We start from the raw sequence: 13,576 nt of genomic DNA on the forward strand, positions 1-13,576 counted from the left end.
CGCATATGTTTGATAGTACAGAAACTACAGGCACAATCAGTTGTTCTTTCTGCGGAAAGACACAAGATCAAGTTCAAAAAATTGTTGCAGGACCAGGCGTATATATTTGTAATGAATGTATCGATCTTTGTAAAGAGATCATTGATGAGGAATTAAGTGAAAACAAACCATTAGATCTTGAAAATATCCCTACACCAGTAGCAATTAAAAATATCCTTGATGATTATGTCATTGGTCAAAGTGATGCTAAGCGTGCTTTATCAGTTGCCGTTTACAATCACTATAAGAGAATCAATAAGATGGAAAACTCAAAAGATGGCGATACAGAGTTACAAAAGAGTAATATTGCTTTAATTGGACCAACAGGTTCAGGTAAAACTTTCCTTGCTCAAACTCTGGCCCGTATTTTGAAGGTACCTTTTGCAATCGCTGATGCAACAACTTTAACTGAAGCCGGCTATGTTGGTGAAGACGTTGAGAATATCTTATTGAAGTTATTGCAAAATGCTGACTTTGATGTTGAAAAAGCTGAACATGGAATCGTGTATATTGATGAAATTGATAAAATTTCCAAGAAAAGTGAAAATGTTTCTATTACACGTGATGTTTCAGGCGAGGGTGTTCAACAAGCATTACTTAAGATTCTTGAAGGAACAATTGCTAGTGTGCCACCACAGGGTGGAAGAAAGCATCCTCAACAAGAGCTTATTCAAATTGATACGACTAACATTCTATTTATTGTTGGTGGTGCCTTTGATGGTATCGAACAAATTGTTAAAAACCGTTTAGGTGATAAGACAATTGGTTTCGGTGCCGAACATGACATTAACCTCGACGAGGAAAAGAGTTTGATGCAACAGATCATTCCAGAAGATTTGATGAAATTTGGTATTATTCCAGAATTTATCGGTCGTATTCCTATCGTTACAGCTCTTGAAAAGCTTACTGAGAATGATTTGGTTCAGATTCTTACAAAGCCTAAGAACGCTCTTATTAAGCAATATCAAGAACTCATGTCACTTGATGGTGTTGAGTTGAAATTTACTGATGGAGCTTTGAGTGAAATTGCCAAGATGTCAATTGAAAGAAATACTGGTGCTCGTGGATTGCGTTCAATTGTTGAAGAAACAATGCTGGATACAATGTTCGATATTCCAGAAAGAAAAGACGTCAAGATGGTTAAAGTAACTAAAGATGCTGTTCGCAAAGTTAAAGAACCAGAATTAATTCTAAAAGATGGAGAGGTTGCCTAGTAGGCAATCTTTTTTTATATTCTTGATAGTATGTCATATGTTAAAATAAGAACATTGAGGTGAATTATGCAGGTAAATAATGTTTCAATGAATTTAAGTGCCGTTAGTTCTAAGCAGTATCCAGATGATGGTTACCCAGAGATCGCGCTATTAGGACGTTCTAACGTGGGTAAGTCTTCTTTGATCAACACACTTATAAATCGTAAAAGTTTTGCCAGAACGTCAAGTACACCAGGTAAGACGCAAACACTTAACTTCTATAATATAGAAGAGCAACTCTATTTGGTTGATGTTCCAGGATATGGATTTGCCAAAGTATCCAAAAAGCAACGTGAAGAATTTGGTACTATGATCGAAGAATATTTAACAACTAGAGAAGTTTTAAAAGGTGTAATTATTTTAACTGACGGTCGTCATGCACCAAGTGAAGATGATGTATCCATGTACCAATACGTTAGTTATTTCCATATTCCCACACTGATCGTTTCTACTAAGATGGATAAAGTAAAGAAAAATCAGTGGAATAAGAGTAGTAGTCAAATTATGAAGACAATGCAGATCAATCAAACTGATGATTTACAAATGTTTAGTGCTGAAACTAAATATGGTAAAGAACAAGTTTGGGATTGGATCGAGTCAAAAATGGCAAATTAAGGTCACAGGAATTAGTTGTGGCCTTTTTTGCTACCCACATTTGTGAGGAATTTAATTTATTACTATCGAATATATTAAATTATATTGGTTTCGAATTGAAACAATACTATAATGAAAGCATTAACAGTAATGGAGGGATTTGAATGTCTACTTTAGAGATTAAAGATCTACATGTTTCAGTAACTGATGATGAGAACGGTGAAGGACAAGAGATCTTAAAGGGCGTTAATTTAACAATGAGTACAGGTGAGATCCATGCGATTATGGGACCTAACGGAACGGGTAAGTCGACTTTATCACAAGCAATTATGGGTAATTCAGCATATAAGGTAACTCAAGGTGATATTTTACTTGATGGTAAAAGTATCTTGGAATTACCAGTTGATGAACGTGCTCGCTTAGGACTATTTTTGGCAATGCAATACCCAGCTGAAATTCCTGGTGTTACAAATGTTGAGTTCATGCGTGCTGCGATCAATTCACGTCGTGACAAAGATGATCAAATTCCCGTTATGGATTTCATTAAGAAACTTGAATCCAAACAAGATATTTTGGATATGACTGATGAAATGTCAGAAAGATATCTTAATGAAGGCTTTTCCGGTGGTGAAAAGAAACGTAATGAAATTCTGCAATTACTAATGATCGAACCAAAATTTGCTATTTTGGATGAAATTGATTCGGGTCTTGATATTGATGCTCTAAAGGTTGTCTCACGTGGTGTCAACTCAATGCGTGGTGATAACTTTGGTTCATTGATCATTACTCACTATCAAAGACTTTTGAATTATATTGTTCCAGATCAAGTGCACGTTATGATGGATGGAAGAATTGTTAAGAGTGGCGGCCCAGAATTGGCTAAGAAACTAGAAGACGAGGGTTATGCTGGTCTACGTGACGACTTACATCTTGATGTTAAACTAACGGATGAAATTTAGGAGGAGGAGTTTATGCGAGCTAATTTAATAGATAAATATAAAGACGACGTGACTTCTTTTTCTCAATCTAAAGGTGAACCAGATTGGTATAAAAAAGTGCGTCTTGACAGTTTGGAAAAAGCCGACGAATTATCTCTTCCTAAATATGAAAAAATCAATTACCGTAGTTGGAGATTAGACCGTCCCGGTTCAATCGATAATTCCAGTGCCAATGAATTTGATAGAAAACCTCAAGCAAATAATTATATCTACCAAGCTGGAGATCAAACGATCTCAATGAATTTGGAAGATGAATTATCAAAGAAGGGCGTTATTCTAACTGATATTTTTTCAGCTATGAAAGATTACCCTGAATTGATGCAAAAATATTTCATGACTAAGGTTACTAAAACAACTGATAATAAATTAACGGCTTTGAATGCTGCATTTTTAAATAGTGGTGCTTTCTTGTACGTTCCTAGGGGTGTACATCTAACTAAATCTATTCAAGCCATGTTTGTCCAAGATAATTCCATTGATCGTGATTTTGTACATCACGTTTTGATCGTTGCTGAAGCCGATACTGAAGTAACTTATCTGGAAAACTTAGTCTCTGAAGGTTCTGGTCATAAAAATAAGGCCAATATTGTTGTCGAAGTGATTGCAGCCGACAATTCGCGAGTACATTTTTCAGCACTTGACCAATTGTCAAAAGATACGACAACTTATTTGAATCGTCGCGGTATTACAGGTAATAATGCTCGTCTCGACTGGGCTATTGGATTTATGAATGATGGTGATGTTATTGGTGACTTTGGAACTGATCTATTGGGCGAAGGTTCACACACGGAGGCTAAAGTTGTAGCTATTACCACTGGTGAACAAGTTCAAGGGATCGATACTAAAGTTACTAATTACGGTAAGCATACGATTGGACATATCCTTCAACACGGGGTTATTTTGCAAAAATCAACTCTGACATTTAATGGTGTTGGTCATATCGTCAAGGGTGCTAGAGGATCAGATGCACAACAAGAGAGTCGTGTCTTGATGCTTTCTAGAAAAGCCCGTGGGGATGCTAACCCAATTCTTTTGATTGATGAAAACGATGTTACGGCTGGACATGCTGCTAGTGTTGGTCGTGTTAATGAAGATCAAATGTATTATTTGATGAGTCGTGGTATTGACGAAAAAACTGCTCAAAGATTAGTTATTCGTGGATTCCTAAGTAGTGTTATTTCTGAGATCCCTGAAAAAGATGTACGTGCTAGTCTAACTCAGATGATCGAGAGGAAATTAGTCTATGGACAAAAATAATATCTGGAGAAAAGATTTCCCCATTCTTGATCAAAAAGTTAACGACGAAGATCTAGTTTATTTGGATAATGCTGCCACAACGCAAAAGCCTAAAGAAGTCATGTCCAAAGTAGTTAACTTCTATTACAGCGACTATGCTAATGTGCATCGTGGTGTTCATACTTTAGCTGAACGTTCGACTGAACAATTTGAAGCCGCACGTGAAAAGGTAAGAAAATTTATTAATGCTAATTCTGCTAAAGAAATTATTTTTACTAAAGGTGCAACTAACTCATTGAACCTTGTTGCTCAAAGTTATGGTGAAGAGAATATTCATGAAGGTGATGAAATTGTCATTTCCTACATGGAACATCACAGTAACTTAGTTCCATGGCAACAATTGGCTCTCGAAAAGAAAGCTACCTTAAAATATATTGAATTGACTAAAGATGGTCGACTTGATATGGAAGATGCCGAAAAGAAAATTACCGATAAAACAAAAATCGTCTCGATCACTCAAGCATCAAATGTTTTAGGTGTGATCAATCCTGTGAAGCAATTAGCTAAAATGGCACATGCACATCATGCGGTTATGGTAGTTGATGGTGCACAGTCGATTCCTAATATGCCAGTTGATGTAAATGACTTAGATTGTGATTTTCTAGCCTTTTCTGGTCACAAGATGATGGCTGAAAGTGGAATTGGTGTTTTGTATGGTAAACAAGAACTTCTAGAACAAATGCCTCCAGTTGAATTTGGTGGTGAAATGATCGAATTTGTAAATAAATTCGACAGTTCTTGGAATGAACTACCATGGAAATTTGAAGCTGGTACACCTAATATTGCTGGTGCTATTTCCTTAGGATACGCAATTGATTATTTAGAGTCAGTTGGTTTAGATAATATTCAAAAAAATACGCAAACAATTGTCGATCATGTATTGCCTAAGTTACTTGCCATTGATGATTTGATAGTTTATGGACCACAAGATCCCGTTGATCATACAGGTGTTATTTCATTCAATTTGAAGGGATTACATCCACATGATCTTGCAACTGGTTTGGATATGGAAGGTGTTGCTGTTCGTGCAGGACATCATTGTGCCCAACCATTGATGACATACTTAGGACTTAAAGCTACTGCTAGAGCTAGTTTTTACTTGTACAACACTATTGACGATGCTGACAGACTAGTTGAAGCAATTAAAGCAACAAAGGAGTTCTTTAAAAATGTCACTATCTAAAATGGACAACCTTTATCGTCAAGTGATTTTGGATCATTCTGAGAATCCTCACCATCATGGGGAATTACCTCAATCTACTAATGAAATTGAATTAAAAAATCCTACTTGCGGTGATGTATTAAAATTACAACTTGAAGTAGAAGATGGAATTATTAAAGATGCTGCATTTAGTGGCTATGGTTGTACTATCAGTCAAGCATCAGCCAGCATGATGACAGATGCCGTGATCAATAAAAAAGTTGAAGATGCTGACAATATGGTACAGGTATTTTCCGATATGATCATTGGTGAAGATGTCGATACTCATGTTTTGGAAGATGCTGCCGTCTTGCAAGGAGTTTCTAAATTCCCAGCTCGAATCAAATGTGCAACGCTAGCTTGGAAAGCATTACATAAATCATTGACTAATCAAAGCAAATAGGAAGTGAATAATATGCCAGAAACTGAAAATACAAAAAATAATGAAGAAGCTGTTTCTTCTGTAAAATCATTGGATCTAAAAGATGACTATGACTTTGGTTTTCATGATGATGTCAAACCTGTTTTCTCTACTGGTAGAGGACTAACAGAAGACGTTGTCCGTGCTATTTCTAAAGAAAAAGGCGAACCAAAGTGGATGCTTGATTTTAGATTAAAATGTTATGCAATGTACAAAAAGATGCCAATGCCTAAATTTGGTCCTGATTTATCCGGACTTGATTTGGAACATATGCGTTATTATCAAAAAGCAACTGACAAGAAGTATCGTGATTGGGACGACGTTCCAACTGAGTTGAAAGATACTTTTGATCGTTTAGGTGTTCCAGAAGCAGAAAGAAAGTATCTAGCTGGATCATCTGCTCAATATGAGTCAGAAGTTGTTTATCACAATATGCGTGATGAATTTGCTAAGTTTGGGATCATCTTTACTGATACTGATACAGCTTTACGTGAATACCCAGAACTATTTAAAAAATGGTTCGGTAAATTAGTCCACCCAGAAGATAACAAATTTGCGGCTTTAAATGGTGCCGTTTGGTCTGGTGGATCGTTCATCTACGTACCAAAAGGTGTAAAGTTAGATACACCTATTCAGTCATATTTCCGTTTGAATGCGGAGAATAGTGGTCAATTTGAAAGAACTTTGATCATTGCTGATGAAGGATCAAGTATCCAATACGTTGAGGGATGTACTGCACCTAATTACTCAACCGACAGTTTGCATGCTGCGGTCGTTGAAGTATTTGCCGAGAAAGACGCATATGTACGTTATACAACCATTCAAAACTGGTCGAATAATGTTTACAGTCTTGAGACAAAACGTGCTCAGGCCATGGAAAATGCCACAATGGAGTGGGTCGATGGTAATCTTGGTTCTAAGATCACTATGAAGTATCCTAGTGTTTATCTTGATGGTGAAGGTGCCAGAGGTACTATGTTGTCGATTGCTGTTGCCGGACACAATGTTGACCAAGATGCTGGTGCCAGAATGATCCATGCGGCTAAAAATACTTCATCTTCGATCGTTTCAAAGTCAATTTCAAAAGACGGTGGTGCGGTAGATTATCGTGGTACAGTTCGTTTTGAAAGAAATTCTGATGGATCAAAGGCTCACGTTGAGTGTGACACGATCATCATGGATGAAGATTCTAGTTCTGATACGATTCCATATAATCAAATCCTCAATGGTAATGTTTCAATGGAGCATGAGGCTAAGGTCTCTAAGGTTTCAGAGGAACAACTTTATTACCTAATGAGTCGTGGCTTGAGTGAAGAAAAAGCCACTGAAATGATCATTATGGGATTCGTTGAACCATTTACTAAAGAGTTGCCAATGGAGTATGCTGTTGAATTGAACCGTCTGATCAGTTATGAGATGGAAGGTACAGTCGGATAGTTTTTTCTCAGTCTTTCCGACTTGTAATTACATAAATAAAAAATAGGAGCTGTGTCGCGCTTTATACTTTAGCGTGATATAGCTCCTTTTAGGTATATAATCAAAATCGAAAATGGAAGTAAAATTTTTATATGTAGAGGGAGATGCAATATGATTGAAATTGAAAAAATCATTCCTTATTTGGTACCTTTCATGAATGAACCAAACTTGAATGATTTATCCATGGTTAATTTGAATAATGAAGTAAATGATTTAATAAATGGATTTCAAGTTAAATTTCCTAAAGATACATTGGATAAGCTTAGTATTGATGATTATGTCTTAGGAAATAATAAGGATTCCTATTCATATTGGCTGGAATTCAAAACAAAAGTTGTTGGTTCTATACAAGGTGGTTCGGCTTTGAAACACGGTATTTGGAGATCTAAAAAAGATGGATCTATTCATACCGTTGCTAAGTTTGCTGGATCAACCGAGGAAAAATCCATGGATTTATTACGTAGTGAGTTAGTATCTTTAGTAAAATTTGGATATCAACAAGATTTTGAAACAATTGAAGCTAATAAGTTATCTAATACTGTTAAGTATAAAACACTCTATATGTATTATCCTGATTATTACTTTCCTGTTTTTTCTAATTTGCATTATGATCACTTCATAAAATCTTTTGGACTTAAAACTAGTGATTTCAAAACTTTAGGAGAGAAACAGCACCTGTTGTTAGAAATAAAGAAAAGTAACGACACTCTAAATTTGCTCCCTATGTATGAATATGCAAGATTTTTATATTATCTTTTTGGAACTCCCAGAAGAAGTGAAGATAATTCTTCTGAATTTTGGATCGACGGAGGAATTTTAAATAAAACCTCTTTTGAAAATACTGAACTAACTAGTAAGTATGAAATTAAAAATTACAAGTTGGAAAAAATAATAGACAAAGCGTCAATTGATAAGTCGAACGGGCAGTATAAGATTGATTATGTAGCTGAGGAGATTAGAAATAGTGTCAAAGGTTTGACGGGTGAGCAAATTGCAATGGACTATGAGAAAAATAGGCTTAAAAATTATCCGGAACTAATAAATAAAATTAAGCATGTTTCCAATGTAGATGATAGTTTGGGTTTCGATATTCAATCCAGTGATACAAATGGTGATCGCAGATATATCGAAGTAAAAACTACTTCGATGAATTTGGGTAAATCGTTAAAATTCAATTTAACTAAAAATGAGTTGGATACTGCTAAAAGACTCGATAATTATTGGGTGTATATCATTTCAGATGTTGATAAAAGTCCTAAAATATCGGTTTTTAAGAATCTGTTGGATGAATCTTTGAGCGACAAAGTAGATATAATTCCTAAGGACTATATAGTTAGTTTGAATTTAAAATAGATTTTTAGGGTAAATAAAGTGGGTTTAGCGAAATTTACTATAACAAACTAAAAATGGAGCTGAATATGGATCAATTAACTGTCTTAATCATGAGTTTATTGTCTTTTAAAGGAATCGGTAACCAATCTGTTTTAGGATATTTAAATGAATCAAAGCAGCATTTAAAAAACTTTGATTTTGCTGAATTGAGCACGACAAAAGTTTCTAAAATTAGAAAATTACTGGATGAGGAGATTATTTCTAATAAAACTTGGCAAACAGCCAATGAAGTAACCTTAAAACGATTACAAATCAGTTTACAAGAAAATATCCAAATTATAAATTGCTTTGAAGATAGTTATCCAAAAAGATTGCAAAATATGGCAAATCGTCCGGTTTTGTTATATCTAAAAGGCAATCTTCGATTGCTAAATGAAGATAAAATCTTAGCAATCGTTGGTACGAGAACTCCTAGGAAAAGTAGTCAAACATGGGTATTTAATATAACTAATGAATTAGCCAATAATTATGTTATTGTCAGTGGTCTAGCTAAAGGAATTGATACTGTTGTTCAACGACAAGTAGTTGATTGTCATAAACAGACAATTGCTGTTTTGGGAAGTGGATTAGATATGCCAATCTATCCTTTTGAGAATGAAGATCTGGCTGCAGAAATATTGAATAATAATGGTCTTCTTGTTTCTACATATCCTAATGGAACCAAGGTATATTCCCATAATCTGGCCGCTAGAGACGAGTGGCAAAGTGCTTTAAGTGATGGTGTAATTGTTGCTGAAACGGGGATGCGTGGGGGTACGACTAATACTATCAACTTTGCATTTCAACAAGAAAAGTTATTGATGATGTACGATGATTTAGAATTATCAGGAAATCAATTTTTTCTAAATGATACTAGAATTAAACCCATAAAAGATTGTTCCGATATTTTTAAGCAAGAAAAAAACCACATCGAAGAAATTCGACGTGGTTAATTGTTATTTGAGATGTGAGTAATCGTGATTGATGACTTCTTCAAGGTTGTATTTGTTATCTTCAAAAGTATATTTCAAGATGCTGCAGTTAGTAAATCCGCTTCTTAATACATCGATTGAGTCATTCCATTGATTATTGAAGGATAATATCGAAACGTAGTGACTAACGACAAGAACATTTTCAACATCTTGGTTCATGATGTCGTTTAATTCTTTTGTCACACGTTTTTGAACATTTATCATATCCTCACCGCCATATTGAACAAAAGCGTCATTGAAGAGCTCATAATGTGATTTTATTGGATTTAATTTGGTATTTTCACCCTCAAATAGTCCAAAATACATTTCTTTTAATCCTTTACGGCGTTCGTAGGGCATGTCAGTGATCAATTCCAAAGTGTCACTTGCACGCTCTGAAGTTGAAGAGTAGGCAGCATCGAAAGTGATGTTGTTATCTTCATAATATTTTTTGGCCACTTTAGCTTGGTTATAACCAAGTTCTGTTAGTGGAGCATCAGACCATCCTTGCATTTTTCCTCGTTCATTAAAAATGGTTTGACCGTGTCGCATTAAATATAGAGTCTTTTTCATACATAACTTCCTCATGATTTTTTATACCTTAAAGATTGTAAAGGATTTGAGTGATTAATAAAAGTAGCAAGGACTATTTTAATTTATTTACAATTTTTTTAAGAAAACTACTTGCAAAAATTATATTGTCTGCTAGTATCATATACATAAATTAAATTTCAGCTTCACAAGAAGTAATCATTTATCTGGGTGTTCAGAGAATTGACGGTTGGTGCGAGTCATGCAGGATAAATTGATAAAATACCTAGCTGAAATTTCGTGTCCGACGTTACAGGAGTAAAGAGCAAATAGATTATTCTATTTGAATTTTGGGTGGTACCGCGCAAATAGCGTCCCTGCATATTAATTGCAGGGGCGCTTTTTTTTTTCCCAGTGATCCGGACAAAATAATAGGAGGATATTTAAATGAACATTATTGATGAACTTTCGTGGCGTGGTCTGATCAACCAACAATCTGATGAAGAGGGCTTAAGAAAGTTAGTCGACGAGAAGGACATTTCACTTTATTGTGGTATGGATCCAACAGGAGACTCAATGCATATCGGTCATTTGTTACCATTCATGACTTTGAAACGCTTTGGTGATGCAGGACATCATCCTTATATCGTTATTGGTGGAGCAACTGGTTCGATCGGTGATCCAAGTGGTAAAAAGGCCGAACGACCAATGCAAACAATGGACCAAGTTAATCACAACGTTGAAGCACTTAGCAACCAAGCTAAGAAGATTTTCAAAGACTTCACAATGGTTAACAACTATGACTGGACAGAACCTATTGGTATTTTAGATTTTCTTCGCGATTACGGGAAGTTATTTAATGTAAATACCATGCTTAATAAGGAAATTATTTCAAGTCGTTTGGAAGCAGGTATTTCCTTCACAGAATTTACCTATCAAATCCTACAATCATTGGACTTCCTAACACTTTATCGTCAACACGATATTCAGTTACAAGTTGGTGGTGGTGATCAATGGGGTAACCTTACAGCCGGATTGGATCTTATTCATAAAGCTGAAGGACAAGAAGCCAAAGTTTATGCTTTGACAATTCCATTATTACTTAAAGCTGATGGTACTAAATTTGGTAAAACAGCTGGTGGAGCCGTTTGGTTAGATGCTGAAAAGACATCTCCTTATGAGTTCTATCAATTCTGGTTCAACCAAGATGACAAAGACGTTGTCAATCTGCTTAAGAAATTTACTTTCTTAACACAAGATGAAATCGCAGCTTTAGCAGAAAAAGTTAAAACAGCACCTGAAAAACGTGAAGCACAAAGAACTTTGGCAGAAGAAGTTACTAAGTTTGTTCACGGAGAAGAAGCACTTAAAACAGCAGAAAAAATTACTGACGTACTCTTCTCAGGTGAAATTCAAGCTCTAACGACAGATGAAGTTGCACAAGCCTTCCATGGTGTACCAAGTGAAGAGATCTCTTCAGATGAGATCAACTTGGTTGACCTATTGATTGCCGCAAATGTCGACAAATCAAAACGTCAAGCACGTGAAGACATTCAAAATGGGGCTATTAGAATTAACGGGGAAAGACTAACTGATACAACAACTATGGTCGATCCTAAAGACTCGTTTGATGGCAAATACATCGTTATCCGTCGCGGAAAGAAAAAGTACTTCTTAGCCAAAATTAAATAAAATTAATTAAGGCGATGAATGAAATGGAAAAGAAAAATAGACTCAACTTTGTAGAAAGTATCATTATCATGTTAGTGATGTTTGGCATGTTAGGAACTATGATGATCAAATTTAAAATGACTCCACAAGTTCCAATTTTATTAACATTTACTTTGTTACTGTTTTATGGAAAGTTTCGTGGGTTCAGTTGGAATGAGTTACAAGAGGGAATTATCAATGGTGTTAAACCTGGTATTATCCCTATGATCATCTTCGTTATGATCGGTGTTTTGGTTGCTTCTTGGTTGATTTCAGGAGTTATTCCAACAATCATGGTTTATGGACTTGAGATTCTAAATCCTAGTTTCTTCTTATTTACAGTATTTGTGAGTTGTTGTTTAGTTGGAGTTATTGTTGGTAGTTCATTTACAACTATTTCTACATTAGGAATTGTTTTCATGGGTATTGGTCAAGTTATGGGTATTGACGCTGTTCTAACTGCAGGCTCAATTGTTTCTGGTTCTTTATTCGGAAATAATATGTCACCACTTTCTGGAACAACCAATCTTTCAACAGGTATTGCCGGTGTTGATAATGTCTTTAAACATATCAGAACTATTTCACATACAGCATTGATCTCGGCCGTAGTTACAGGAATTATTTTCCTATTTGTTGGACACACTAGTGCCCAAGTAGATATGGGTTCAGTACATCATATTATCAATGCACTGCAAGCTAACTTTTTCGTTTCACCAATTATGTTGTTACCAATTGTTGTTTTGATCACATGTGCTTTCTTACAAGTGCCTGCTATCCCAACACTTTTGAGTGGTTCATTGACAGCCATTATTATGGATGTCTTCATTAATCACACATCATTTAGCACCATCAGTAATGTTATTATGAAAGGTTTCGTTTTGAAATCATCAGATAAACATATCAATGCAATTGTCAGTGGTGGTGGTGTTTCAAGCATGCTTGACAGTATTTCATTGATCTTAGTTGCATTGACACTTGGTGGTGTTTTGTTAAAACTTGGTGTCGTTGATAATTTGATCAGCAAACTTAGAAGTCGTGTTAATACACCTGGAAAAGTCATTGCTGCATCAATGCTCAGTGCTATCGGTGTTAACTTCTTAGTTGGTGAACAATACATTTCTATTATTCTTCCCGGAACAACATTCCGTAAGAATTTTGAGGATCTAGGTATCGAACCACAATACTTATCACGTGTTTTAGCTAGTGGTGGTGCTGATATTAATGCCTTAGTACCTTGGGGTGTCAGTGGTATCTTTATTTCCGGAATTCTGGGAGTTAGTCCCGTTCATTTCATTCCATTCGCTTTCTACGTATGGTTAAATCCACTTCTAACAGTTATTTTTGCTTTTGTTTTTGGCAAGAGTTACTTAAAATCAACTGATTCCAAAAAGACAGTTGCTCCTAAAAATCTTGTTTTAGATGCTAAATAATATTCAATTATTAAAAAGATATTATTTATCGTCATACAGCTTGGTATAGTCAACTTCGGGTCTTAATAATTGGAATATAAAATCTGAAAAAACTTGACGTTATTGGTAAATTAATTTATATTATTTCCAACGAAAACTTTTAAACAAGTCCTGTGAGGCTTGGAAGGTTAAACACGTCACGCGTAAACTTCCTCTCCTTGTGGGTAGGAAGTTTTTTGTTTACTAAAAAAAATAAAAAGAACTTTTAATCAGATCCAGCGAGGTCTCAAAGGTTGAGTGGCATTT

The 13,576-nt window shown here is 35.3% G+C and carries 12 protein-coding genes; 11 read left to right on the forward strand and 1 reads right to left on the reverse strand.

Annotated features, from left to right (window positions below):
- The first annotated feature begins 5 nt into the window (after positions 1 to 5).
- The 9 genes from clpX (at position 6) to EKM60_RS04235 (ending at position 9,602) form a co-directional block, all read left to right on the forward strand.
- Entirely contained in the window at positions 6 to 1,253 is a 1,248-nt protein-coding gene (clpX, locus tag EKM60_RS04195) for an ATP-dependent Clp protease ATP-binding subunit ClpX (RefSeq protein ID WP_125712760.1), read from the forward strand.
- Positions 1,254 to 1,319: 66 nt separating this feature from the next.
- Positions 1,320 to 1,907 (forward strand): ribosome biogenesis GTP-binding protein YihA/YsxC, encoded by a 588-nt coding sequence (gene yihA, locus EKM60_RS04200; protein WP_125712762.1) that lies wholly within the window; start codon positions 1,320 to 1,322, stop codon positions 1,905 to 1,907.
- Positions 1,908 to 2,050: 143 nt separating this feature from the next.
- Positions 2,051 to 2,845: a Fe-S cluster assembly ATPase SufC gene (gene sufC / locus EKM60_RS04205; RefSeq protein ID WP_125712764.1), complete on the forward strand. Its 795-nt coding sequence runs from the start codon at positions 2,051 to 2,053 to the stop codon at positions 2,843 to 2,845.
- A gap of 12 nt (positions 2,846 to 2,857) precedes the next feature.
- Positions 2,858 to 4,141 carry a Fe-S cluster assembly protein SufD gene (gene sufD / locus EKM60_RS04210; RefSeq protein WP_125712766.1) on the forward strand — a complete coding sequence of 428 codons (1,284 nt, stop codon included), beginning with the start codon at positions 2,858 to 2,860 and terminating at the stop codon, positions 4,139 to 4,141.
- Entirely contained in the window at positions 4,128 to 5,363 is a 1,236-nt protein-coding gene (locus EKM60_RS04215) for a cysteine desulfurase (protein ID WP_125712768.1), read from the forward strand. Before sufD ends, EKM60_RS04215 begins: the two co-directional genes overlap by 14 nt.
- Entirely contained in the window at positions 5,350 to 5,784 is a 435-nt protein-coding gene (gene sufU / locus EKM60_RS04220) for a Fe-S cluster assembly sulfur transfer protein SufU (RefSeq protein ID WP_125712770.1), read from the forward strand. Before EKM60_RS04215 ends, sufU begins: the two co-directional genes overlap by 14 nt.
- Before the next feature lie 12 nt (positions 5,785 to 5,796).
- Positions 5,797 to 7,239, forward strand: coding sequence for a Fe-S cluster assembly protein SufB (gene sufB, locus EKM60_RS04225; RefSeq protein WP_125712772.1), 1,443 nt, complete (start codon positions 5,797 to 5,799; stop codon positions 7,237 to 7,239).
- A 150-nt stretch (positions 7,240 to 7,389) separates the two neighbouring features.
- The gene (locus EKM60_RS04230) at positions 7,390 to 8,631 is read left to right on the forward strand and encodes a DUF3883 domain-containing protein (protein ID WP_125712774.1); all 1,242 of its coding nucleotides are present in this window, start codon (positions 7,390 to 7,392) and stop codon (positions 8,629 to 8,631) included.
- A 65-nt stretch (positions 8,632 to 8,696) separates the two neighbouring features.
- The gene (locus EKM60_RS04235) at positions 8,697 to 9,602 is read left to right on the forward strand and encodes a DNA-processing protein DprA (RefSeq protein ID WP_164508312.1); all 906 of its coding nucleotides are present in this window, start codon (positions 8,697 to 8,699) and stop codon (positions 9,600 to 9,602) included.
- 3 nt (positions 9,603 to 9,605) lie between these two features.
- Here EKM60_RS04235 and EKM60_RS04240 read toward each other — a convergent pair whose 3' ends face one another.
- The gene (locus tag EKM60_RS04240; RefSeq protein ID WP_125712778.1) at positions 9,606 to 10,193 is read right to left on the reverse strand and encodes a histidine phosphatase family protein; all 588 of its coding nucleotides are present in this window, start codon (positions 10,191 to 10,193) and stop codon (positions 9,606 to 9,608) included.
- Between the two features lie 405 nt (positions 10,194 to 10,598).
- On the opposite strand from EKM60_RS04240, the gene tyrS reads away from it, so the two are divergent.
- A complete protein-coding gene (tyrS, locus tag EKM60_RS04245) occupies positions 10,599 to 11,843 on the forward strand; it encodes a tyrosine--tRNA ligase (protein WP_125712780.1) in 1,245 nt (414 codons plus the stop codon).
- Positions 11,844 to 11,866: 23 nt separating this feature from the next.
- Positions 11,867 to 13,291 (forward strand): Na+/H+ antiporter NhaC family protein, encoded by a 1,425-nt coding sequence (locus tag EKM60_RS04250; RefSeq protein WP_125712782.1) that lies wholly within the window; start codon positions 11,867 to 11,869, stop codon positions 13,289 to 13,291.
- Positions 13,292 to 13,576 lie beyond the last annotated feature (285 nt).

It is taken from the genome of Companilactobacillus kedongensis (assembly GCF_003946625.1).
In the GTDB taxonomy this organism is placed as follows: Bacteria; Bacillota; Bacilli; order Lactobacillales; family Lactobacillaceae; genus Companilactobacillus; species Companilactobacillus kedongensis.

Bases quoted from the DNA above. Each gene is read 5' to 3' on its own strand.
- EKM60_RS04250 (WP_125712782.1), top strand. From the start codon at position 11,867: ATGGAAAAGAAAAATAGACTCAACTTTGTAGAAAGTATCATTATCATG.
- sufD (WP_125712766.1), top strand. From the start codon at position 2,858: ATGCGAGCTAATTTAATAGATAAATATAAAGACGACGTGACTTCTTTT.
- EKM60_RS04240 (WP_125712778.1), bottom strand. From the start codon at position 10,193: ATGAAAAAGACTCTATATTTAATGCGACACGGTCAAACCATTTTTAAT.
- sufB (WP_125712772.1), top strand. From the start codon at position 5,797: ATGCCAGAAACTGAAAATACAAAAAATAATGAAGAAGCTGTTTCTTCT.
- sufC (WP_125712764.1), top strand. From the start codon at position 2,051: ATGTCTACTTTAGAGATTAAAGATCTACATGTTTCAGTAACTGATGAT.
- tyrS (WP_125712780.1), top strand. From the start codon at position 10,599: ATGAACATTATTGATGAACTTTCGTGGCGTGGTCTGATCAACCAACAA.
- clpX (WP_125712760.1), top strand. From the start codon at position 6: ATGTTTGATAGTACAGAAACTACAGGCACAATCAGTTGTTCTTTCTGC.
- sufU (WP_125712770.1), top strand. From the start codon at position 5,350: ATGTCACTATCTAAAATGGACAACCTTTATCGTCAAGTGATTTTGGAT.
- yihA (WP_125712762.1), top strand. From the start codon at position 1,320: ATGCAGGTAAATAATGTTTCAATGAATTTAAGTGCCGTTAGTTCTAAG.
- EKM60_RS04215 (WP_125712768.1), top strand. From the start codon at position 4,128: ATGGACAAAAATAATATCTGGAGAAAAGATTTCCCCATTCTTGATCAA.
- EKM60_RS04230 (WP_125712774.1), top strand. From the start codon at position 7,390: ATGATTGAAATTGAAAAAATCATTCCTTATTTGGTACCTTTCATGAAT.
- EKM60_RS04235 (WP_164508312.1), top strand. From the start codon at position 8,697: ATGGATCAATTAACTGTCTTAATCATGAGTTTATTGTCTTTTAAAGGA.